The sequence below is a fragment of the Croceicoccus sp. Ery15 genome (assembly GCF_020985305.1).
Lineage (GTDB): Bacteria > Pseudomonadota > Alphaproteobacteria > Sphingomonadales > Sphingomonadaceae > Croceicoccus.
Window position 1 is genome coordinate 2141673 of sequence record NZ_CP087588.1, and the last position, 21534, is coordinate 2163206.

18 protein-coding genes and 2 pseudogenes are annotated in these 21534 nt (G+C 61.3%); 9 read left to right on the forward strand and 11 right to left on the reverse strand.

What is annotated here, in order from left to right:
- Window positions 1-35 precede the first annotated feature (35 nt).
- Entirely contained in the window at window positions 36-3029 is a 2994-nt protein-coding gene (locus LOZ77_RS10515) for an N-6 DNA methylase (protein WP_230279119.1), read from the reverse strand.
- Window positions 3030-3090: 61 nt separating this feature from the next.
- Here LOZ77_RS10515 and LOZ77_RS10520 point away from each other — a divergent pair, with 61 nt between their 5' ends.
- On the forward strand, window positions 3091-3363 hold the full coding sequence (locus LOZ77_RS10520; protein WP_230279120.1) for a hypothetical protein: 273 nt from the start codon (window positions 3091-3093) through the stop codon (window positions 3361-3363).
- Between the two features lie 41 nt (window positions 3364-3404).
- On the opposite strand, the gene LOZ77_RS10525 is transcribed toward LOZ77_RS10520, so the two are convergent.
- Together LOZ77_RS10525 and LOZ77_RS10530 are read right to left on the reverse strand one after the other, a co-directional pair.
- Window positions 3405-4310 (reverse strand): ImmA/IrrE family metallo-endopeptidase, encoded by a 906-nt coding sequence (locus LOZ77_RS10525; RefSeq protein ID WP_230279121.1) that lies wholly within the window; start codon window positions 4308-4310, stop codon window positions 3405-3407.
- The gene (locus LOZ77_RS10530) at window positions 4307-4633 is read right to left on the reverse strand and encodes a helix-turn-helix domain-containing protein (RefSeq protein ID WP_230279122.1); all 327 of its coding nucleotides are present in this window, start codon (window positions 4631-4633) and stop codon (window positions 4307-4309) included. The genes LOZ77_RS10525 and LOZ77_RS10530 overlap by 4 nt, the downstream gene beginning before the upstream one ends.
- Window positions 4634-4772: 139 nt before the next feature.
- Here LOZ77_RS10530 and LOZ77_RS10535 point away from each other — a divergent pair, with 139 nt between their 5' ends.
- From LOZ77_RS10535 to LOZ77_RS10545, 3 genes are read left to right on the forward strand one after another with little or no spacing between them, the layout of a single operon-like run.
- Window positions 4773-6017: a nucleotidyltransferase gene (locus LOZ77_RS10535; RefSeq protein ID WP_230279123.1), complete on the forward strand. Its 1245-nt coding sequence runs from the start codon at window positions 4773-4775 to the stop codon at window positions 6015-6017.
- Entirely contained in the window at window positions 6017-6460 is a 444-nt protein-coding gene (locus tag LOZ77_RS10540) for a hypothetical protein (RefSeq protein WP_230279124.1), read from the forward strand. The genes LOZ77_RS10535 and LOZ77_RS10540 overlap by 1 nt, the downstream gene beginning before the upstream one ends.
- Window positions 6460-7503: a CBASS cGAMP-activated phospholipase gene (locus LOZ77_RS10545; protein ID WP_230279125.1), complete on the forward strand. Its 1044-nt coding sequence runs from the start codon at window positions 6460-6462 to the stop codon at window positions 7501-7503. The genes LOZ77_RS10540 and LOZ77_RS10545 overlap by 1 nt, the downstream gene beginning before the upstream one ends.
- Before the next feature lie 96 nt (window positions 7504-7599).
- Here the strand turns inward: LOZ77_RS10545 and LOZ77_RS10550 are convergent, their stop codons facing one another.
- Together LOZ77_RS10550 and LOZ77_RS10555 are read right to left on the reverse strand one after the other, a co-directional pair.
- A complete protein-coding gene (locus LOZ77_RS10550; protein ID WP_230279126.1) occupies window positions 7600-7884 on the reverse strand; it encodes a hypothetical protein in 285 nt (94 codons plus the stop codon).
- 157 nt (window positions 7885-8041) lie between these two features.
- Window positions 8042-8944, reverse strand: coding sequence for a hypothetical protein (locus LOZ77_RS10555; RefSeq protein ID WP_230279127.1), 903 nt, complete (start codon window positions 8942-8944; stop codon window positions 8042-8044).
- A 165-nt stretch (window positions 8945-9109) separates the two neighbouring features.
- Here LOZ77_RS10555 and LOZ77_RS10560 point away from each other — a divergent pair.
- From LOZ77_RS10560 to LOZ77_RS10575, 4 genes and pseudogenes are all read left to right on the forward strand, one after another.
- Window positions 9110-10310, forward strand: a pseudogene (locus LOZ77_RS10560) (tyrosine-type recombinase/integrase).
- A 451-nt stretch (window positions 10311-10761) separates the two neighbouring features.
- Window positions 10762-12390: a type IV secretory system conjugative DNA transfer family protein gene (locus LOZ77_RS10565; RefSeq protein ID WP_230279128.1), complete on the forward strand. Its 1629-nt coding sequence runs from the start codon at window positions 10762-10764 to the stop codon at window positions 12388-12390.
- Complete coding sequence (locus LOZ77_RS10570; protein ID WP_230279129.1) at window positions 12387-12806, forward strand: NYN domain-containing protein; 420 nt, start codon at window positions 12387-12389, stop codon at window positions 12804-12806. The genes LOZ77_RS10565 and LOZ77_RS10570 overlap by 4 nt, the downstream gene beginning before the upstream one ends.
- Window positions 12807-12893: 87 nt before the next feature.
- Window positions 12894-15197, forward strand: coding sequence for a hypothetical protein (locus LOZ77_RS10575; protein WP_230279130.1), 2304 nt, complete (start codon window positions 12894-12896; stop codon window positions 15195-15197).
- Window positions 15198-15306: 109 nt separating this feature from the next.
- On the opposite strand, the gene istB is transcribed toward LOZ77_RS10575, so the two are convergent.
- The 6 genes from istB to LOZ77_RS10605 all read right to left on the reverse strand — a co-directional run bounded on the left by istB (window position 15307) and on the right by LOZ77_RS10605 (window position 20869).
- Entirely contained in the window at window positions 15307-16074 is a 768-nt protein-coding gene (gene istB / locus LOZ77_RS10580) for an IS21-like element helper ATPase IstB (protein WP_048578302.1), read from the reverse strand.
- Entirely contained in the window at window positions 16071-17561 is a 1491-nt protein-coding gene (gene istA / locus LOZ77_RS10585; protein ID WP_081261070.1) for an IS21 family transposase, read from the reverse strand. Before istA ends, istB begins: the two co-directional genes overlap by 4 nt.
- A gap of 59 nt (window positions 17562-17620) precedes the next feature.
- Window positions 17621-18310, reverse strand: coding sequence for a toprim domain-containing protein (locus tag LOZ77_RS10590; protein WP_230279131.1), 690 nt, complete (start codon window positions 18308-18310; stop codon window positions 17621-17623).
- A 119-nt stretch (window positions 18311-18429) separates the two neighbouring features.
- On the reverse strand, window positions 18430-19077 hold the full coding sequence (locus LOZ77_RS10595) for a hypothetical protein (RefSeq protein ID WP_230279132.1): 648 nt from the start codon (window positions 19075-19077) through the stop codon (window positions 18430-18432).
- 221 nt (window positions 19078-19298) lie between these two features.
- Window positions 19299-20078, reverse strand: coding sequence for a hypothetical protein (locus tag LOZ77_RS10600; RefSeq protein ID WP_230279133.1), 780 nt, complete (start codon window positions 20076-20078; stop codon window positions 19299-19301).
- Window positions 20079-20467: 389 nt separating this feature from the next.
- On the reverse strand, window positions 20468-20869 hold the full coding sequence (locus LOZ77_RS10605; protein ID WP_230279134.1) for a hypothetical protein: 402 nt from the start codon (window positions 20867-20869) through the stop codon (window positions 20468-20470).
- Window positions 20870-21197: 328 nt separating this feature from the next.
- Here LOZ77_RS10605 and LOZ77_RS10610 point away from each other — a divergent pair.
- Window positions 21198-21523: pseudogene (locus LOZ77_RS10610) on the forward strand (transposase); the annotation flags it as partial.
- Between the last annotated feature and the right edge of the window lie 11 nt (window positions 21524-21534).

Sequence of the window (21534 nt, forward strand, 5' to 3'; positions counted from 1 at the left end):
AGGAGCTCCCTTCGCGATTTGCTTTTGGATTGCAGTCAGCCCGGCAAAAGCGCATCGACGAGCCGTTCGACGGTCTCGGCCACTCCATCCTCATTCAGGGCCATCCGGACGAACGCGCGTTTCGTCGTGAAATAGGCTTCCTCGGGCAAATTTACGCGCGCCGCGACCTCCGCTGCATGTAAGGCAGCGTCGGCAAGCTCGCGATGAATGTTGTCTTCAGCGTCGTATTCCGGGATCGGCAGGGTCCAGACCAGATTGTCGAAGTCGCGGGGATCGCGTTGTCCGACGGGCTGCAGATCCTTGACCCGCTCGAGGACAAGAGCGCTGTTCAGGACCGCGGTCACGTAGGCTGCTTCATCGAGACTTCTCGCGGCTGCCCAATACGCTTTGTGATCGACCACGGCTTCGTTATTCTCGATCCAGCACGCACTCAATCGGGTGCCCGCCTTTGTATAAAGAATGCGGATACCAGCGAGTTCGCCTTGCGACCTCAGACCGCCCATCGCGTCGCTGCGTTGCTCCAGCGTCATTCGCGGTGAGCCGTCGACGTTCTTGTTGCTGTGTTCGTTCCACTTGTTTTCTGCGTCCCTCAACCATCCCGCCAGACCCCGATGACCGGCGGCGTCGGCCTCAATTGACGAAAGCACGCCGTTCGGTCCGAGTGGAACGACCGCGGTGACGAAGGAAAGCGTCCGATACGGTGCGACGGTCTCCCCTAGAGCGACAGTTCGCACAAATTGACGCTCGACCGGACCCTCCGGGGGATCGAGGGTGTTCCAAGGCGCGCGATCCAGATTGCCAATCCGACCACGCAGGCGCGGTGCATCCCTGCGGCTGCGCAGGCGTCCGCCCTCGACCGGCTCGGCCAGGAAGAACCGACGCGGCGTCAACGTCGCACCTTGCCGGAAGCGCTGGCGATACGGCGAAGCGGCGAGGAGGGTTCGCGCACGGGGCCAGTTTGTCCGCGAATGCACGAGTACGGCGTCGGCTTCTGCCTCGCTGGCGTCCCGGCGAGGAAGGACGCCGACCCAGCGATCGATCTCAATCGGCATGGCCGCGTCACTGTCGCGCGTGCCGAACAGCACGCAGGTGCTCGTCGTGCTCGAGCCCGACTGAGCACCAAAGATCGGCCAAACGCGTTCGAGGCCCCATCCCCCGGTAACTGCTACCCTGACGTTGGCGAGGCTTCCATTCCGAATGGCAGCGAATACCGGTGCGTTGGTCAGCGCATAGGGAAGCACCATCGCGATCCGACCGTCATCGGCGAGATAGCGCTCGGCACCGCGCGCCCAAAATAGCGCGCACATGTCCTGATGCGTCGCGAGACTGCCGCCGACCCAAAGGTTGTAGCTCGCGAGCGCGTCACGCAGCCGGTCCTTCATCGCCGCGCTGAGGTGGCGGTAGACGATCCACGGCGGATTCCCGATCAGAACGTTCGCTCGGTTGTTCGGATGCGATAGCCAGACAGGTCGCAGGAGGTTACGGAGCACGAAGGTCCAGATGCCGTTGCGTCCGCTGACATAGAGATCCTTCAATTGCGCGAACGTCTCCGCCAGCAGCGCCGCGTCGGCGTCGTCCGCTCCGGCGCGGGCGATGGCCTGCCCGACCTGGTCGGGCTCGGCGAGCGCCTGCAGCCCGCGATTTAGCTCGTCGAGCGCCGCCTCGAACAGATATTGGTCGCTGGCGACGCCGGCGGGAATACGCAGCGGCGGTCCGTCGGGCACCTCGACCAGAACTTCCGTCGAGCGCCCGAGCGGCCGCAGGTTCCACTGCATCGCGTCACCCATGAACACCGGAACGCTGAGCGAGGCCGGGCGATGTTCGAGGAGCTCGCCGAGCGCGAGCAGCCAGGTTACCCGCGCTAGGGTGACCGCGACCGGATGGACGTCGAGCCCGAACACCTTGTCGGCTGCCGCCGCGACGATGTCGGCGGGAGCCATGTCGGCGGTCCGAGCGGTCGTGACGAGATGCCGAAGGGCTTGGAACAGGAAGGTCCCCGAGCCGCAGGAAGGGTCTAGGACACGTTCGGCTAGCGGGTCGTCGACGGCGGCCCGGACGACGCGCGCCGCGAGCCAGTCCGGGGTGTAGTACTCGCCGAGATCATGGCGCTCGTCGGGATCGATCAGGCTCTCGTAGAGGCTCTTGAGCACGTCGATCTCGACGTCGCGAAGCCGGAAGCGGACGGTCTCCGAGGCGAGCGAGCGAACGAGGTCGGCGCCGCCCTCCGCGAGCAACGGCCAGTCGAAGAAGTCCGCTTCCACCGCGCCGACGATGCCCTCGTCTGCCAGCAACCGGCCCGACAGCACGGCAGGCGCATCGTCCACGGGCAGGTCGAGGACGCGCGCGGCGATCGCCTTAACTAGTATGGTCAGATAGGTGTGCTGGAGGAACAGCGCGTCGCTGCCTACGTCGTCGCCGTAAACTTGGCGCAAGAGACCGTCCCACAGATCGCGCTTGAGGCGTACTTCCGGGTGGTCAGACAGCTCCTCCCACAGTGCCGCCAAACGGTTGCGCGCGCGCCCAAAAGCTAGGCTATGACGGCCGAAGGCGAGCGTGATCGCCATCGGCGTCGGCCGGACATCCGGCTGTGGCGCAATCAGCGGTTCGAGCCAGCCCAGCAGCCGCTCGGGGTGTTCCGGATCGACTTTGTAGCGGCCGAGCGGAAGAAAAGCGCCGTCTTCGAGCGTGTAGGCGAGAATGTCGGCGCCGTCGGTCGCGAGCCCGACCGGCGCGTGATCTGACCCGCTGCGGCTCGCCGCATCCTCCAGATAGGCCGGCATCCGCGCGAGGACGTCGCGCTCCTCGTTGCGCAGGTCGGACTTCAACTCGATTACGGTGACACCCCAGGCGACGTCTACACGGCCGCGATTGTCAATCAGGTAGCGTTCGTGCTCGAGTTCGGCGAAGCGCGCGTCGAACCCGTCGCGAAGCAGCTCGGTGATGAGGCCGCGTAGCGCTTCATGGCGCGGGCGCGAGGCCATGGCCGAAACGATCTCGGGTAGCCGGATTTGGCGCCAGCTATTGGGCATAAGCTCTCACAGTCATTGCGCTTTCATTGCACAGCGCAGAGCGAAAGCGTAGAAGATGGGGATGGCACACGCACAGGCAGACATGTTCGAGGACGCTCCGCGCGCACGCGAAGCGGTGCCGCCAGCTGTCGCCACGCGAGTGCGAGAGCGTTTGACCGCGACGTTGGCGCGCCTCGAGGCCGAGACAGTGTTTCCCTGGGCCGACGAACTCGCGGCGATCCATGAGGAAAATGGTTTTCGGGAAGCCTCGAAGTCGCTGGGCACTGAAGGAGAAGCTCTTTGGCAACGGTTCGACGCCGAGATGGACCGCCTCTACGCTACGATCAAAACGTAGCATCTCGCGCCATCCAGTCAGCCTGATCGGTTCGCTAGGGATCACTGCGCCGCGAACCTGTCGAAGGTATCTTCAATTGGTTCTTCGTCATTTTGCCAGACGGACTGCCGCTCGAAATGCAGCAGCGTAAGTTCCTGATCGTAACGATCCGAACGCAGGCACATCTCGACGACCGGCTCAGGAAACCAGGTTCCGCTCTCCTGTGGAATACCAACCTTCGCTTCCTCGGAAAACGAGCGCGTCACCGCAGTGGCCAGCGCAGGCAACTGACAAACCTCGTTCTTCGTGCGCAGGAAGCGCCCCGAACGGAATGCCGCCTTGCTCGATTTCGCCCAATGCGCGAAACCTTCGTTCGAGACCACGAGCATCGCACGGGTCTCGGTGTATTCGAGCCAACGCAGGATAACGGCGGTTAGAGAGACTCCATAACGCTGGGCTAGTTCGCTCAGAGCCGCAAAATTCGGTTGCGCCCTTGCAGGCATCTGTAACCGGAAATCGTGCAATGGCATCAGAATGTCCGCTGCAAAGATATCCGCTTCCTCTTCTATGCCGCTACCACCGCGTTGAACGACCGCTTCTTCATCGCAGTAAATCGCATGATCGAATTCCGGATCGTTCTCAATCGCAGTTCGGTGAAGCACAAAATGACCAAATTCGTGCCCAATGGTAAAGGCGCGCCTGCCTTCCGATTGTCCGCGATTATACATGATGGCCCACTGACGGGGGGCACTGTCGCTACAAACAAGCGCACCGACGCATCCCGCGATATCGGCCTCTTCTACACAATGAATGGGGCCGTCCGGCGCGACGTTTCGAGAGTACTCCATCGCGAGCTCAGCGACATCCACGGGAGCGCGATCGAACCTATCCTCGCCCAGGACGGCGTCGAGCATCTTCGTGATCCGCGCCGCTTCTTTATGAGGACGCGCCGGGGCCGCGCTCTTCATGTGTTTTTCTTCGCTCCGAGAATTTTGGCCATATCCCGCAGCTGTCGGCGGGTTTCGGGAGGCAGTCCGCTATAAGATCGGAAAAAGGCCTTGTCCTCTGCCGTCTGGAGTGTCTGCTCGTCGCTCCCAAGCAGGTAATCCACCGTGACTCCTAGCGCTTGGGCAATGACGGCCAATTTCTCTGCCGATGGGCGGGGCGGATTCTTGTTTTCCAGTTCCCAGATGTAACTTTTCGATGATGATGTAGCCTGCGCGAGCTCGTCAAGCGTCAGGTCGAGGGCGAGCCGGCGCTCCTTGATCCGGTCGCCGAACTTGATTGCCATGCTGGATCCTTGGGCTGTTCGGAGTAGCATAACACTACAGCCCTTGACACCGAATAGCAAGACACCTAGCTATGTTCGGAGTAGCGATACATAGCGTATCTGCGACGAGAACATGGATTGCTACAACCCGGAGGTTTCAGTGAACGCACCAGTCCAGCTGCAAGGACGCAACCCCTTCGACGATCCGCTCGATCGCATTCTAGCGGAAATCGCCCTGAGCGCTCAACTTCCGCCCTCGCTCCATCGGCAAGCGGGAGGTCGCTATGGGGCCGTTCGCAAGCATCTGGAAGCGGACCCCGGGTTTGAGGGTCATATAGAGCACTTCTATCCGCAAGGTTCGATGGCGATCGACGCGACAATCTCGAACCGCGGGACTGATGACGAGTACGACCTCGATATCATCTCCCAACTCGGCGGTCGTTTCCGGACCATGGATCCGCTGTCCATTTTGCTCGAACTCGAACGAGCTCTTTCTGATTACCCCGTGCAGAAAGTGGTGCGCCAGACGCGTTGCGTCACGCTTTACTACGCCGACCGGATGCATCTCGATGTCACTCCGGCGTTGCGGGTCTACGGCGCCCTAGATCGAGAGAGCTTGATCACCCATGCCAAAGGCCCTCGGATGTCTGCCGACGACCGCTTCGTCGACATGAATGCCTTCGGCTTCGCGCAGTGGTACTGCGCTCGCACGCCGCTAGAACTTCGCATGGCGAAGGCGATGCACGAGCACTGGCTTCGTCTCGAGAAGAACGCGGTGCAGGCCGATGCCGAGGTCGACGAGGTTCCCGATCAATGCGATTTCATCGTCAAGAATACAGCGACACTGGCGCTGCAGTTGCTGAAGCGGTTCCGCAATATCCGCTACGCCAACTATGATGGCCGCATACCGCCGTCGGTGATGCTTTCCTATTACGCTGGCATGGCCGCTAAGCCCGACATGACCCTGTCGGACATGCTCATCCGCCAAGCCAAGTGGATCATCGGCGAGATCGAAGACGCGAGTCGCTACTCTCGCAAGCTCCATGTTTCGAATCCGGTCTGCGAAGACGACGTCTTTACGGATCGTTGGCCCGCCACCATCGCACAACAGGATGAGTTCGCAGGACATCTCAAGGAACTCGTCGCCGGACTGGAATCCGTTAAGCGCGGCGACCTTTTCGCCGATCGACTTATGGAATGGCTGCGAGACCGATTTGGCGATCGGGTGGTGACCAAGGCAGCGGATCGGATGGCCGACGAGATTGGTGGCGGCGTCCAGGCGGCCGAGCAGCGTTATACCAGGAAAGGGGGTTTGCTTCTGCCGACAGCGGGGGTCACGGCTGCGGTCGCCAGTCCTGCCATCGCTAGCGCCAAGCCGCACCACTTCTACGGCACGCTGATCTGATGAATGATCGTGTGCTCACCATTGACGAGCAACGTGATCGCATGAAGGCGGCATGGCCCATGTTCGCTGTCCGCGCTCTTGACCGGACGACTCAATCGGCGCGCTGGGTCGGTGAAGTACGTCCGCAATTTGCGCGGTTCACATTGGAGTTTCGCTACCGGCTGGGCAGTTTTCCTGACGTGCGCGTGCTCAAACCGGCTTTGGTTCGCCTTCCCGACAATGTCGAAGGCCAGCTCCCGCACGTTTATCCGCCTGCGGATGATCCTACTCTTTGTCTCTTCGATCCGGCGCTCGATCAGTGGGGTCCGGCGATGGCTCTTTCCGAAACGACGGTACCGTGGGCATTCGACTGGATCGCCTGTTACGAGATGTGGCTGATGACCGGACGCTGGACCGGAGGCGGACGGCACGGCAGCGCGGTTCCCGATCTGGATGTGGCCTGATGTACGTCCCACCTCGCAGGTCGGAAGGGACGATAGAGCATACGCGGCTCAAGCAGCCTTGGCCGAAGGACCGCCTCTTTCGTATCCTTTCGATCGACGGAGGGGGGATCCGGGGCGTATTCCCTGCTGCCTACCTCGCCGAGCTCGAACGGCGGTTCTTGGGTGGTAAGCCGGTCGGTCGCCATTTCGATATGGTGGCAGGAACGTCCACTGGCGGCATCATAGCCCTTGCTCTAGCCAGCGGCATGAGCGCGGCCCAAGCACTTCAAGTCTACGTCGAGCGCGGTGAACGAATCTTCCCGACGCTCTCGGGCTGGCGCAGTTGGAGAAGGATGCTCCGCTGGATTTGGCGTCCCAAGCACGACCCCACAGTCCTGAAAACTGAATTGCTCAAGGTGTTCGGTGATAAGCTCATCGATGACGCAGGCATCAGGCTGGTAGTCCCGAGCTTCGAAGGGCGGCACGGCGAACCATTTCTCTACAAAACGCCGCATCATCCGGATTATCAGAAGGATCGCCACCGCAAGTTCGCGCACGTGGCCCTCCATACTACTGCGGCGCCCTCCTACTATCCCGGCGTAGAGGATGACGGCTACGTCATGATCGACGGCGGGGTTTGGGCGAACAATCCGGTTATGAACGCCGTGATTGATGTCCTGGCCTGCTACGACGTGCCCAGAGAGAATATTCGGGTTCTGAGCATCGGGACCGGCGATGGTACCTTCACGGTGCCGGACGCAGTGCGCAATGGCGGGGCTCGGCATTGGGCGGTGTTGCGGGCATTCACCGCCGCTGCACGCGCGCAATCGCTTAACGCGCTCGGGCAATGCTATCTGCTGATTGGTAAGCCGAATGTCGTCAGGATCGATCCGCCGGAATCGGAACGACCTATTCCCCTCGATGACGTCCCACGCGCCCTCCAGGAATTACCCCATGTTGCGCGCAGCTTGGCCGAAGGCTCTGGAAGACATGTGACCAAGGTGTTCTTTCGCGATGTCGCGGATCCTTTTATCCGAGCCCCATCACCAGCAAGCCCCGAATAGAGAGCCGTTGCGGTGCGCTAGTTCGGTCGTCGGCCGAAGCGGCAATTGAGAGGGTCGGCCGATCAGCAGGATCGCTGGCTCGGCCGACCCAGCGTTTTATTGGACCTCGTCGGGCCAATCGTCATAGCTGTCCGGCAGATGGCTCAGATCCTCGGGTGGCTTAGCGAATGATTCCCACTCTTCCGCCGTCATCATGTCGGTCCGAACGCTCTTCTGCAGCTGATCGTCCCACTCGGTAATGGCAGAGATGCGGACCAACATCACCTCGACCTCGCCCCTGTCGAATATTTCGAATGTCCGCGTTTTCGCCAACTTGATGTAGTGGCCGAGATCTTGCGCGAGCTCGTCCACCGAAATGCGGAAACATGCATGTGGTTTCATGGGATCAGAACCGTTCGATTGTGTACAACAATCCCGCCGACCGCGGAGCCGCGTGGGCGATGCAGTCGGGCAGGCGAAAGGTTCGTGAGAGTGATAGCCAATCGGGCATGGAAAGAAAGCCCCCCTCGCAGCTTGCGATGAAAGCGCGCGCGCTCTTCTAGCGTTCGAGCTGCCGGATCAAATATGCGGCACCAGTGGGTGTGACATCGACCGCGATCGCCAGCTTGCGACGGGTGAGCGACGGCAGCGCCATGCGCAACTCGGCCGCTTCGGCGAGCCGACTGCGTTTGGTTCGCTGGAAGCGCGTGCGCAGATCGCCCAAATCCCGCTCCATCCGACAAAGCGACCGATAGGCGGCGGGCGCTTGTTCGGCGATGCAGTCCGCGACCGCCGCGGTCCATTCCTTCGCCGAGCCGCACAAGAACTTCTGCCGCGGCACGAGCGAGGGAAGCGTATGCGCCGACAGTCCTGACCGCCGCAACATGGTCGGGACCAAGAGGTAGGCGAGCCAGGCCTTGGGATGGTCGTGGTCGAAAGAGATCTCGCGCCCGTCCGACAGCCAGGCGACCAAGCGGGTGTGATCGTCGGACTTGTCGATCAGTCGGCCCATCTCGTTCATGCGCGCGCCGATTGATGCTAGCGACGGCTCGAGACCAGACTCCTCCGCCATCCGTCGCAGCGCCCGCCACAGCGGGCCGTAGTGCACGAGATCGGCATTCGCCCAGATCGACGCTTCGCGCTCCGGATCGATTAGCGAACCGAGCAGACGGCGGACTTGCCGGGCATGTGGGCCACGGTCGGGTTCGAGACTCTCAAGGAAATAATGGACGATCGCGACGACGCTGAATGGATCGTTGCGCCCGTCACCGCTACGCGGCGGTAGCCCCGAACCGGCGACCCAGGCTTCGAGGTGGTTCGCGTCGATCGGCACGCCGGCGTTGCAGGCGGATATGGCGGCGCCCTCGAACCGCGCATGTATGGTCCAGGCGATCCGCGCAGGGCTATGGGCGAGGCGTCCATCGAGTCGTCCGAGGGCCAGAAGAGGGTCTTGCCGTTCCATATCCACGTCGTCGAATATCCAACGATTCTAGGCGCGTATGGATTCCGCAGGAAAGCAAAAAGCGATGTTGCTTTCCCTTGCCCATACGGTTCGCAAGTGGACATGTGATAAAGAGTACTTATCACATGTTGCGGGGTGTGCTGTTTGAGTTAGTTTTATGCCGGCATGTCCGATATCTCGCCCCCCTCCGCGTTGCCCGGTAGCGCTCTCGCCGCGCTCGAAACCGACCTCGCGCTCGCGCTACGCGCGCCGAATGTCGCCGTCGATCGCGAACTGCTCGCCGCTTACGTCGATGCGGCCTCGCCGAATTCGATCCGCGCGCTGCGGCAGGATGTCGAGGCGTTCGACCTGTGGTGCCGCCGCAGCGACGCTCGCGCGTTTCCGGCAACGCCCGGGATGGTCGCGGACTGGCTGAAGCATCGGGCGAGCGAGGGTGCCGCGCCCGCCTCGCTGGTGCGGTACAAAGCATCGATCGCCAAGACGCACCGGCTGCTCGACCTCGACGATCCCACCAAGCACGAGATCTGCCGGCTCGCGATCGCGGCGCATCGCCGCAATGTCGGCTCACGGCAATAGCAGGCGCGGCCGCTGCGATTTCGCGGCGCGGTCAAAGATCCGGTGCAGGCCACACCGCGCGGCATCCATATCCGCGCGATCCTCGGGGCCTGCGATAATACACCCCGGGCTGCGCAATCGCGCGCTGCTCTCGGTCGCCTACGATACCGGCCTGCGCGCGAGCGAGTTGGTCGCCGTCGCAGTCGAGGATATCGTCGAGGCGCTCGATCCCGATGCACGTCTACTGCGGATCGGGCGGCACAAGGGCGACCATGAGGGTGAAGGCTCGACCGCCTACCTCTCGCCGCGCAGCGTACAGGCGCTCCAAGCTTGGCTGCATGCCGCCGACATCAGCGAGGGTCCGGTGTTCCGGCGCGTGATTGTGCGGCGCTACGCCGATCGGCCAGCGCGCAGGCGAATCGATCCAAATACAATCTCAGGGCGCGCGATCTGGGATCCGCGCAAGTTCGCGGCGAAGGCAGCGGTTGCGGCGCGGACCGAATACAATGTGGGCGAGAAGGCACTGCACCCCGGCTCGGTCACGCCAATCGTGCGTGGCATGATCGCTAGCGCAATCGATGCGGGCGCGTTCGGCGATCTCGACAAAGAACAGGCGAGGAAATTGGTCGCAGGATTCAGTGCGCATTCGACGCGGGTCGGGTTGAACCAAGATCTGTTCGCGATCGGCGAAACGCTCGCCGGGATCATGGATGCGCTGCGGTGGAAGTCGCCAAAGATGCCGCTAGCATACAACCGCAATCTTGCTGCCGAAGCTGGCGCAGCAGGTCGGCTACTATCGAAGCTAGATTAGGTCGTTCGGCGAGCGGTGTTTCGCAGCTGACACCGGCAGCTTTGCGCCCCCATTCCAGACGTAGACGTCCCAGATATCGCCTCCTGAAAACAGACATCCCCGGCGTCATTCCGGCAAACAGCAATGAAAGCTACTTGCTCGCAATTTGGTCCCGCGTTGTTTGGTTTGGCAAACGACAACGATCCAGCGGGCTGTGGCCTTTTCGAGCACAGGGTCGGAGATTAATTCAATTTGTAGAGTGGCGCTAGGATCCCCAAGCCTGAAATCCGTCGCCCGCTTGCGAGACGTGCAAGAACGGGAAGATGCTGGTTGCACACGCTTTTATTTTCTCTACTCTCCGATCTGGGCGCTTAGCACATCAACTGAGGATCAGTCCGACCGCACCGCTGCCGACAAAAGCGGTCATGGGGCGAGGTCTTTCTTGCGGGGATGAGGGAAGTAGACATCTACAATGCGCGATGACGCTAAACTCCCCACCAAACTCTCACCTGATGGCCTGCTGATCGGCTATTCGCTCGAGGCGGATAAACATCGTCCGGTTATGGGTTTTCAGTTTGGTGAGGCGATCGAGGACGAAGATCGCGACGATGACATGCTCGAACCGGTCTTGCATACTGGAGACGGTCATCTGATCACGCTCGCTCGGACCGGAGCGGGCAAAGGCGTGGGCTGTATCATTCCTGCTCTTTTAAGATATCCCGGACCGGCCATCGTCATCGACCCCAAAGGCGAGAACTATCAGGTCACCGCACGTCGTCGCCGCGAGCTGGGGCAGAAAGTGCTCTTGCTCGATCCCTTTGGAGTGACGGGAGAAGAAACAGGGGCGCTTAATCCGCTCGACCTGATCGATCACCGCTCTCCAGAGGCGGTCGACAGTGCCGCGCAACTTGCCGAGCTGATAGTGACCAAGCAGCACACGCAGGACCCGTTTTGGGACAGCCGAGCTTATTCACTCATTACGACCATGCTACTCTTCGTGGCCTCCGGAAGGCCGCCTGTTCTGCGCAACCTGCAAGAGATGCACTACCTGCTCAATCAGACAAACGAAGATATGGACTTCACTTTCAAGGAGATCCTAAAGAGCCCGCTTCCCGCTGTCCGGCAGGGCGGTTCAATCAAATCGACCGCCGAGGCAAAGGTTTGGGCCTCGATCTTGTCGACCGCGCAATCGCACACCGATTTCCTGCGTAGCGCCGGGGCGCAAGCTACGCTTGGCCGCTCGACGATTGATCTTCAGGCGATCACTCGTGGCGATCCAATTTCCATCTATGTTGTGGTTCCGCCCGAAAAGCTCGAAAGCCACGGCAAACTCCTCCGCCTATGGATCGGAGTCATGATGGCGGCCATAACCCAGCGCTCGCGGCGTCCCGAATTGCCGACATTGTTCATCCTCGATGAAGCCGCGCAACTCGGCCCGCTCAAGCAACTTCGTCAGGCGATCACGCTGCTTCGGGGGTATGGCTTGAGAACCTGGAGCTTCTGGCAGGATCTCAGCCAGCTGCAAATGCTGTACCCGCACGATTGGAAGACTATGATCAACAACTGCGAGGTGTTGCAGGCCTTCGGGTTCGCCAATGCGCGCGTCGCCCGCGATGGTGCCGAGCTGACAGGTTACGAGGATTGGCGCGTCCTTCAGGATCTCGAATTTCCTGAAATGGTTCTTGCAATAGCAGGGGACAAGCCAGTCATCGCGCGCAAGCCCAACTATCTCGAAGACCCCGCATTCGTGAGCCAGTTCGACGATAACCTGTTCTACAGCAAGACCCCGCAGGACCGGCGGGAGACGAGGGCGCCCACCCAGCCCGCGAAACGTGGAAGCCTGGCTGAGCTGAAGCGGCAACGGGCTCGCGAGAAGGCCGAAGCGGCGCTGGGGCGACAGCCTTCCGCAAGCGAGGTGCTGGACGCCAAATTCGACCTGTCAGGCCCAGAATTCACGCCCCCGGAAGACATCCCTGACCCCTTCGCCATGCCGGACGATGACGGTCCCCATAATGGCACCGATGATGATGATCGCATCGGGGAGGACGACGGGAAGCGCGGTGCCCCGGACGACGATGCCAGCGATGGTGCGAAACCTTGATCGACAAGGAAGAGAACCCGGTCGCGGTGGGCTTTATCGACGGACAGAACCTTTTCATGCAGGCGAAGCGTCTGTTCGGCTATCGCACACCCAATTTCGATCCGTTCACGCTCCATCGCGAGATCTGCGAAGTCGCGGGTTTCGTGCCCGGAGCGGTGCGCTTCTACACCGGCATGCCGTCGGCGCGGCGCCAGCCCCGCTGGCACGCCTTCTGGTGCAACAAGACGCAGGCGATGGAGCGCATCGGCGTGAATGTGACTACGCGCCCCCTGCGCTACCGCAAACGAAGCATCTTCGATGACGACGGCGATGTCGAGTTCATGGTTCAGGCAGAGGAAAAGGGGATCGATATCCGCATCGCGCTCGACCTTGTGCGGATGGCGAGGCGGGCCTGTCTGACTGACGGACCACAGTGAGGAGAAAACATGCAAGTTGATCGTATCTTCCTCAGTTCGACCTTCCTCGACTTCGCTTGGGAACGCGAGTTCCTCAACACCGAGCTGGTGCCGGCACTGAACGAGGAGTTGCGGAGTGAGGGACGGGAGATTGACCTGCTGGACCTGCGCTGGGGCGTGTCGCGCGATGCCGGCCTAGATAATCATGCGGTCGATATCTGCATGGCCGAGATCCGCCGCAGTCGCGCGTCGGGCGCACGACCCTATTTCCTCTATCTCGGCAGCGACCGGCCCGGCTGGATCCCCCTGCCCCGCCTGCTCGGCGAAGCGGATCATAGCGCCATCCTCTCAATCCTCGGCGAAGAGGATGACGAGGCCGTCAGGCTGTTCGATGAGCTCTACCGCGCCGACGCCAATTTCATCCAGCCCACCCGCATCCTGCGTAATCGCGAGACTTTCGAGGATATGCAGGGCCTCAACTGGACGCAGGCGGAGGAGCGCATCCGCAGCGTAATCGATGCGCATCTCGATCGCCTGTCGCCCGACCTGGCGCAACGCCTGTCGACGCCGGTCACGATGCAGGAACTCGCGCTCGGGCTCAGTCTCGTCGACGGGGATGCCGAACGGATCGGCGCGATGTGGCGAAGCGAAAAAAGCTCGCTGTTCGGACGCATGGCTAAGGCGAAGTCTCCGCACGATGGCCGCTGGCGCCAGCGCGTCGAGCGCATGTTCGCCGACAAGGGCGCGCGCATCGAGAATCTTGAGCGCTCGGGCGACGGCGACAAAGCCTATCGCGCCGCGTTCGAACAATGGGCGCGCAAGGTTCTGCTGCATGCCTCCAGCGGACACGATGCCGCCGAGAGCGCAGTTGATCCGACTGCGGGACCGGCGGCGCTCATCGAGCGTAAATGCGTAGCGCCACTGGCTGAGCGTCTCGGCCAAACGACCGGACAGCCATTGCTGGTGTTCGGGTCCAGCGGCTGTGGCAAGAGCATCGTCGTCGATCAGCTCGTCGAGCGAATGCCGGACGCCATCGTCTTGCGTCCGGGTCGCGAAAGGCAACGGCTCGACGGCGATGGCTTCGCCCGGCTGATGGGCAGCGCTGTCGGCGACGGCGTCGACCAAAGCGGCGAAGCGTCCGAGGCTTTGGCGGCGCTGCGGCGGCGGCTCGAGCGACCTTTCTCGAGCAATGTGCTACTGGTCGTCGACGGGCTCGACGAATGCGACTGGCGCGATGTCGGCGAAGCCGTTTCGTGGATCCCGGCCGAACCGGGCGAGCGTCTCACCCTCGCCATCACAACCAGCGACGAGGGTATTCGCGACGCCTTTGCCGACATTTTCCCGCACGACGCCGTGATCCCGCTCGCCGAATTCGACGAGGAGGAAACGCGGCAGGCGATCGAGAGCTTTTTGGGAGCCGACGGGCGGCAACTGCAGCCGGGGCAATTTGCGACCCTGTTCGAAGGTCTGGGAGACATGCCCGCCAAGGCCGTCGCGACACGCATCGCCTCGACAATCGCGCGCTCGCTCTCCGACGAGGATCTGCTCCAGCCGACCGATGCGCGGCTGGAGGCATGGGTCGCCAGCTGGATCGAGCATCTCGTCGATCGCGAGGGCCACGGGCGGCGACTTGCCGAGACGGTTCTCGCATTGTTGGCGGCGGCGCGCCGAAGCGTTGCCGAAGCAACGCTGTTCGAGGCGGTCCGCGACGATGCCGCGATCATGGATTGGTTGCGCCGATCCTTCCCCGACGGAATCGCGCTGGACACGCTACCGAGAACCGCGTTTAGCAGGCTGGTCGGATCGCTTTCTCCGCTGCTGGAGATGACCGAGCGGGGTGGCGAACTGCATTACGCGTTCGTGCACCAGGCGCTGAAGCGGGCCGTCTGGGAGCGCGTTGGTGAATCGTGCGGTCAGTGGGCTCACGAGCGGCTTTTCAACCTCGCCGCCGACCGGATCGAACTGTCGAGAACAGAAGGATACGAGGAACCCTACAGCCTTTCCGAAATCGTATTCCAGGCCGCCGCCCTCGGCACGCCGTCGCGTGAAAGACTCGAAAAACAACTGCTTGATCCGCACTTCATGGCGGCCAAGACGGGGCGGGCGATGCTCGCCGATACGCTGGCCGAACTCGATGCCTTGCGCGCCGCCGACTGGCTCGGCTCGCCCGTAATCCGCCAATATGCCGAGATGATCGGCGAGGAACGGCATAATCTTGTTCGGCTCGAGGATGCCAGCGAACGAGCCCTCTACCTGCGCCAGCGCGTCGGGCGCGATTTCGCTTCGAACCCGCTGCGCGGCCATTTCCGCGAGGACGAGAGCGTCGCGCGGCTATGCTTCCAATCTCCGCGCATTCCGGGTGTGCGGGTGGCGGACGCCGTTTCGCCGCGTCATGTGTCAACGGCGGCGTAAAAGTCGTCCATTGGGCGGAGCAAAACCAGGCCACTTGATCCGGGTGTTGGCGAGCGCCGGGAGGGCGTAGCCCGAGCGGGGGTCGCCAACACCCGGATTGCCGTTTCTGTCAGGGGTTGGGACGTGCTTTGCGTGCCTGGCTCTGGGCCAGGCGATAGCTCTCGCCGTTCATCTCGAGGATGCTGACGTGGTGGGTGAGCCGGTCGAGGAGCGCGCCTGTCAGGCGCTCGGAACCGAACGTCTCGGTCCATTCGTCGAACGGCAGGTTGCTGGTGATCAGCGTCGAGCCGCGTTCGTAGCGCTGTGAGATCAGCTCGAACAGCAGTTCCGCGCCGGTTTTGGAGAGGGGCACGAACCCCAGCTCATCGATGATGAGAAGCTTATAGCCGGTCATCTGCTTGTGTAAGCGCAGTAGGCGGCGTTCGTCGCGTGCCTCCATCATCTCGCTGACCAGCGCGGAAGCAGTGATGAACCCGACCGTCAGGCCCTTCTGGCAGGCCGCCAGGCCAAGACCGATCGCGACATGGGTCTTGCCGGTCCCCGACGGGCCAAGGGCGATGACGTTCTCGCGACGGGTAATCCAGTCACAACGCGCCAGTTCGAGCACCTGCATCTTGTTGAGCTTCGGAATGGCGGCAAAGTCGAAGCTGTCGAGGCTCTTGGCGGCCGGGAACCGCGCGGCCTTGATCCGGCGCTCGACCATCCGGCGTTCCCGGTCGATCAGTTCCAGTTCGACAAGCCGAGCAAGGTAGCGGACATGATCTACGCCCTCTGCTGCGCATTGCCGGGCCAGCTTGTCATGCTCGCGCAGGAAGGTTGGCAGCTTGAGCGTCTTGAGGTGGCTGGCGAGCAGCAGTTCGGGAGCTTGGCTGCTCATGCCGCTGCTCCGCCGGTCAACAGCCGCATGTACGAGCGCGCCGATGTTGTCTCCACTCTGGCCCTGGGCAGGTAGGGATAGATCGCCATGTCCAGTCGGGGCGGGCGGCGCTCCACCCGGCATAACAGGAGATGCTTCACCGCATCGAAGCCGATCGCGCCCATATCAAGGGCCTGCTTCACCGCGCCATGCAGATCGGCCAGAGCGAAGCTCTCCAGCAGGCGCAGTACCTGCACATATTCGCGCCGGCCATGCTTGCCCATGCGCGTCTCCATCAGCCGGCGCAGCGTTGTAAATACCTCGGGCAGGTCCCAGCCCTGCAATGGTGCGGCCTGATCGAGGGCATTGATCTTCTGTTCGATCAGGGGAAGGTAATGGATCGGATCGAAGATCACATCCTCGCGCTCGTAGCTGCGCACATGGCGGGCAATGATCTCGCCCCGGCAACCGATCACCACCTCGTCGACATAGCCCCTGATCCACACCTCCTGGTGGCCGAAGCGCACCGGCACCGAGTAATCGTTGGTCCGGTAACGCACCAGCGCCTGCGATGAGACCTGGCCGCTGGTCTGGTCACAGGCCTCGAAGGGGGAAGCCGGCAGTTCCTGCATCGCCGCCAGATCGCGCCGCAGCCTCTCGCCAATCGTCTCACTCTCGCCCCGCAGCCGGTCGTTCTGCCGTTTGCGGCATTGCTCCTCGAGCCACAGGTTGAACGCCTCCCATGTCGGGAACCGGGGGATCGGCACCATGAAGTTGCGCCGGCAATAGCCGACAAGGCCTTCAACGCCGCCCTTATCGTTACCCTTGCCGGGGCGGCCGTAACGATCACGGATCAGGTAGTGCGACAGGAAGGCGCTGAACAGCCTCGCGCGCAGCCGCGTCCCGTCAGGCAGGATCTTCGAGACCAGGCAGCGGTCGTTGTCGTAGACGATCGACAGCGGCACCGCGCCGAAGAACGCAAAGGCGTGGACATGGCCGTCCATCCAGGCCTCGGCAACGGCAGCCGGATAGGCGCGTACGTAGCAGGCGTCGCTGTGCGGCAGATCGAGCACGAAGAAGTGCGCCTTCTGCTCCACCCCGCCGATCTCGACCAGAGCTTCTCCAAAATCTGCCTGCCCATGGCCGGGTGCGTGTGCCAGCGGCACGAACATCTCCCGGCTGCGCTGATCCCGATCCCGGATGTAATCCTTGATGATCGTGTAGCCTCCGGTGAAGCCATGCTCTTCGCGAAGGCGATCGAACACACGCTTCGCCGTATGGCGCTGCTTGCGCGGGACCGACCGGTCCCCATCCAGCCAGCCGTCGATGATCGGTATGAACGCTTCCAGCTTCGGTCGCCGCACCGGGGCGCTGCGACGGTAACCGGGCGGCTCGGAATACGACAGCATCTTGCGGACCGTGTCGCGCGATATGTTGAAATGCTTCGCTGCCGCCCGGGCGCTCATGCCGCCCGCGCAGGCAAGACGAACCTTCAGGTAAAGTTCCACGGTGTAAATCCCTCATCCCTCCTCGCCAGCATCGCGAAAAGGGAAAAAGTGGACGACTTTTACGCCGCCCGCAGCAGCACTTCGCCGCCGCTACCGTGGTCTAATTTTGCACCGCCGTTCTCAAACCCCTGGTACGCGAACGTTGTGGCGGCTGCCTGCGCGGCCCGCTCACCCACTGCATCATTATCCTTCGCGATGATGATGTGGCGCACGAAATCCGGCAGGACGACATGGCGAAAGTTCGCTGCACCCAGCACTGCCCATACCGGTTCGCCGAGCGCCATCGTGAGAGCGAGGCCATCTTCGATGCCCTCGCACAGGATGAGCTGATCTTGTGCCTCACGCAGGCGCACCGCGCCGCCGGCAAGGCGGCCAAGCGCCATACGCGGATGCGCGATTTCAGCCTTTGTGTTCCCGGTAGGGGCGAGGAAGGTCCGCATGACGGCCTGAAGCGAACCATCTGCTCCTTGGACGCGCGCCACCATGCAGGGGTGGAATGCCCCTTCAGCCTTCAGGCGTGCGAAACGCAGGTTAAGGCCGCAGATATCGGGGTCGAGACCACGACTGCGAAGGTAGCGTTCCGCCGGCGTTCCGGCGATGGGGGTGCTGCGCAACCAGGTCTTCTGAGCGAAAACCTGGTTGGGATTAGCGTTATCGGCTTCGGCCGCGAAACCTCTTTCGTCACCATTGTCACTTTTGTCACGGCGGTGCGCATCGTGGTCGCTAGATGTGCCTCTACTCGTTTTCATCGTTGGTCCTTTCTGCCGCCATTGGCGCGGCAGAAGACCAGGTAGAGGTCAGAAAATCGCAATAAAACAACAATGAAACGGCTATGGAAATAGCAACTTCGGGTTTTCGTTTTCTTCAATCATTGCAAGGGGCGGCGCCCCCGTTTTGCGCGCACCGGATCATCTGCAATGGCCTTACGCCAAGCTTGATCGAAGCCGAATGGGTTAAGCTTGTCCTGGAAATGGAGGAGTGCATCATCGCGGAAATCGCGTTTCTTTTTTCGCCTTTCAGGATCTTGGGCGAAGGCCTCCTTGAGCCAGTTGGCACACTGGTCCGAGATGCCCACTTTGTTATCGATGCGCCCAGGAGCGCGGGGGCTGATGGCATCGTTTGCCGCAATCGGCTCGAGTTGCAGGTGCCGCACCATTTCGGCTTCGTGAATCTTCAGCTCGAAGAGCTCGACCTTCCAGAGTTCCACAAAGGGCTCCGTGCGCGCTTCGACAGGCGGAGCGAACTCGTCAATGACCGCGAAGAAGCGGTCTTCACCAAGAAGCAGCCGCCCCGTCCTGAGCCGCCATACCCATTTAGGCACTGGCCAGTTGTAACGAATCTTTTCGCCTGAGGCACAATGAAAGTGGGCCGTGCGAGCTTGTACGCGGACCAGATCGGCCTGGAAACCAATCAATAGTCGCGCTTGGGGATCCTCGATCCGGGAAGCAGGAACGCTCGATAAAAGCTTCAGCGCCTCCAGCGAGCGGATCCACGGAACTTGACTTTTCGCAATCACCTTTCGCGTCTCCCGATCGGTACTTTCCCATGCAGAAGCAGTTTGCCTAGCTGAAGATGCATAACCCTTTACTATTGCCCGGGCCCTCATGGCGAAACGCGGGACAATAGTGACAATAGTGACAATAGTGACAATAGGGGACAGAGGCCACCGGTGTCGGGCGAAGTCAGAACCAAGTTCGCGTTTGTTCAGAAACCTCTCCGGCGACGAGGTTCCGACGCCTAGTCACCCGTCTGGCGTTTCATCCTCTCGAAGCGCGCGAGGACCTTGTGCGCGTTATCATTGGACGTCCGCATAGGTTCGATATGCTCGATGCTGCGCTGAATTTCCTGTTCCAGATTGCTGTTATCATCCACTTGGGCATACAGCATGTCCATGAGGCAAGCGGCTCGCTGCGTGTGCAATATGGTCCGGTAGATCGCGTCCATATTCCATCTCAGGGCCCGATCAATCACGTCGACAGCGACCGCCGGGTCATCAAGATCGCGCAAGCATTTCGCGCATTCGATAGCCAGCACCGGATCGAGCGGTACGTCGTCAGGCATCAGTCCGACCCAGTGAACGAAAAGCGCGCGCCGCCCCTCATCCGACGGTAGATCACGCACCCGCCTGATAATCTCCTTGCGATCTTTTGCGTCAGGGACGCGCATCGAACGAAAAGCATTCGCGAGGAGCGCTGCACCAGCGCGGGTGCCGATCCCCGAGATGCCCCGGGTTGCAAGCAGATCAGCGTCTCCAGGAACCGGGCGATCAGCCGATGCAAGAACCTGCAGCAGGTCCTCGCTGGCATCAACACTCCCTCGCGCGACACTCACAGCGCGCTTGATACCGTTGGCATCTACCAGCAAATTGTCCCGCTGGTTCGCGTCCGTCCCGGTGATCTCGAACGCCTTCTCGCTACCATCCGGCACGAATTCACAGCCCACGAGCGCTTGGCACACCGCCGGCGCGTGACTTGAATCCAAAGCCGCCTGAATTGTGATACCGCTGATTTCACTCATGAATTTAGCACCCTGTCTTCTAGCTCTGTGTTATCCGGCGAGGGCAAAGGATGTGTTAATCATGCGACCAAAATTTATCGCACCGGCATGAAACCGATCAACAGGAGAGCGGCGCAGCTTATCGCGCTAAGCAAGGCTTTGAGGCGATGCAGACATTACGTACTCTGGGATTACTTGCTCTTTAGGAACATCGCCTCAGGACAAACGCCCTGGATCCGGCCCATCACTGGCGAAGAGCCACCTTCTTTTGTTCTTAAGAAATTTACCTTGATTAAGCGCAGGGGGTGCTCGGTCCGTCGCGCTGCGGTCGCTCCCGCCGAGGCTTGCGAGCGGCACGGCTGTCAGGGCGCCCAACACAAGGTTCTAGCCACCGCGGCGACACCATCGTCTTAGCGATGCTTGCACATCACTCCGATGACGGGAGCAGCGAGTGCCAAAATGATCTTGGCCGTGTCACGGTGCATGGGATCTTTCCACCCCTGCATCTCGCTTGGCGCCTCCAGATAACCGCGACTGGCGAGATTCTGGACGATCTCCTGGCTGTCCGTGCTGTGTATGTAACATTGCGGTGCTTCCACGCGGGCATCGGCGAGCAACACGGACAATTCGGCTACCGGGCGGTCGACAGTATCAATCTCGTCCGGCGATCTTGTCAGTGACCAAAGCATGACCTTGAGAGCCCCCAGGACACGTTCAAAGTCCTTCGGAGTCGCAACGCCTTCAGCCACCCTCGCCTCAATGATGGATTCTAACAGATTGCCGAGCGTGTCGAGTGTTTTATCGAGTTCCATGAGTCCTTGTAGGATGGGCTGTGCGCTCGACCAACCTCTTTACCGCAGCGCATGACAATCGAATTTGTTACATCGATAGAGTGCGCGATAAAATTGGTTCCCTTACAACAACCGGATGGTCTCAATAAGCCGTCGCGCTCGTTCAGAGGCGCGGTCATACATAAGGTTCAGCCTGGGCGCTTCATCTAAAGTAATCTTCAATGTTACCCATCAGCGCCTATGGCGCAGGTTTGAGGTTGTAAATTAGGGAAGGTTCGGGCTTCGTCGCAGTAACGAAGGAACGAAGACTATGCCCAAATCCTCGGATGCAAAATCCCTTGCCTAGAAGGTGGTAGAGGACATCCGCCGCAAGACCCGCCGACACTTCTCTGCTGAAGACAAGCCTAGGATCATGCTTGAAGTCTTAAGTGGAGACGACTCCATTGCCCAGCTTTGCCGCAAGGAAGGTATTGCCCAGCCTGTACTACACCCGGTCGAAAGAGTTCATGGAGGCTGGTATGCGTCGCCTTGCGGGTGACATCGCCCGTGCCGCCACCACGGATGGGGTGAAGGATTTGCGCCGCGAGACCCGCGATCTGACGGAATGTGTGGCTGACCTCACTCTTGAGAAGCGTCTGCTCCAAATAAAAGCATGATCGCGGATGGGTGAGACGACGATCGAAGAA

Coding starts and splice junctions, on each gene's coding strand:
- LOZ77_RS10515 (WP_230279119.1), bottom strand. CDS start 3,029: ATGCCCAATAGCTGGCGCCAAATCCGGCTACCCGAGATCGTTTCGGCC.
- LOZ77_RS10520 (WP_230279120.1), top strand. CDS start 3,091: ATGGCACACGCACAGGCAGACATGTTCGAGGACGCTCCGCGCGCACGC.
- LOZ77_RS10525 (WP_230279121.1), bottom strand. CDS start 4,310: ATGAAGAGCGCGGCCCCGGCGCGTCCTCATAAAGAAGCGGCGCGGATC.
- LOZ77_RS10530 (WP_230279122.1), bottom strand. CDS start 4,633: ATGGCAATCAAGTTCGGCGACCGGATCAAGGAGCGCCGGCTCGCCCTC.
- LOZ77_RS10540 (WP_230279124.1), top strand. CDS start 6,017: ATGAATGATCGTGTGCTCACCATTGACGAGCAACGTGATCGCATGAAG.
- LOZ77_RS10545 (WP_230279125.1), top strand. CDS start 6,460: ATGTACGTCCCACCTCGCAGGTCGGAAGGGACGATAGAGCATACGCGG.
- LOZ77_RS10550 (WP_230279126.1), bottom strand. CDS start 7,884: ATGAAACCACATGCATGTTTCCGCATTTCGGTGGACGAGCTCGCGCAA.
- LOZ77_RS10555 (WP_230279127.1), bottom strand. CDS start 8,944: ATGGAACGGCAAGACCCTCTTCTGGCCCTCGGACGACTCGATGGACGC.
- LOZ77_RS10565 (WP_230279128.1), top strand. CDS start 10,762: ATGCGCGATGACGCTAAACTCCCCACCAAACTCTCACCTGATGGCCTG.
- istB (WP_048578302.1), bottom strand. CDS start 16,074: ATGAGCAGCCAAGCTCCCGAACTGCTGCTCGCCAGCCACCTCAAGACG.
- LOZ77_RS10590 (WP_230279131.1), bottom strand. CDS start 18,310: ATGAAAACGAGTAGAGGCACATCTAGCGACCACGATGCGCACCGCCGT.
- LOZ77_RS10600 (WP_230279133.1), bottom strand. CDS start 20,078: ATGAGTGAAATCAGCGGTATCACAATTCAGGCGGCTTTGGATTCAAGT.
- LOZ77_RS10605 (WP_230279134.1), bottom strand. CDS start 20,869: ATGGAACTCGATAAAACACTCGACACGCTCGGCAATCTGTTAGAATCC.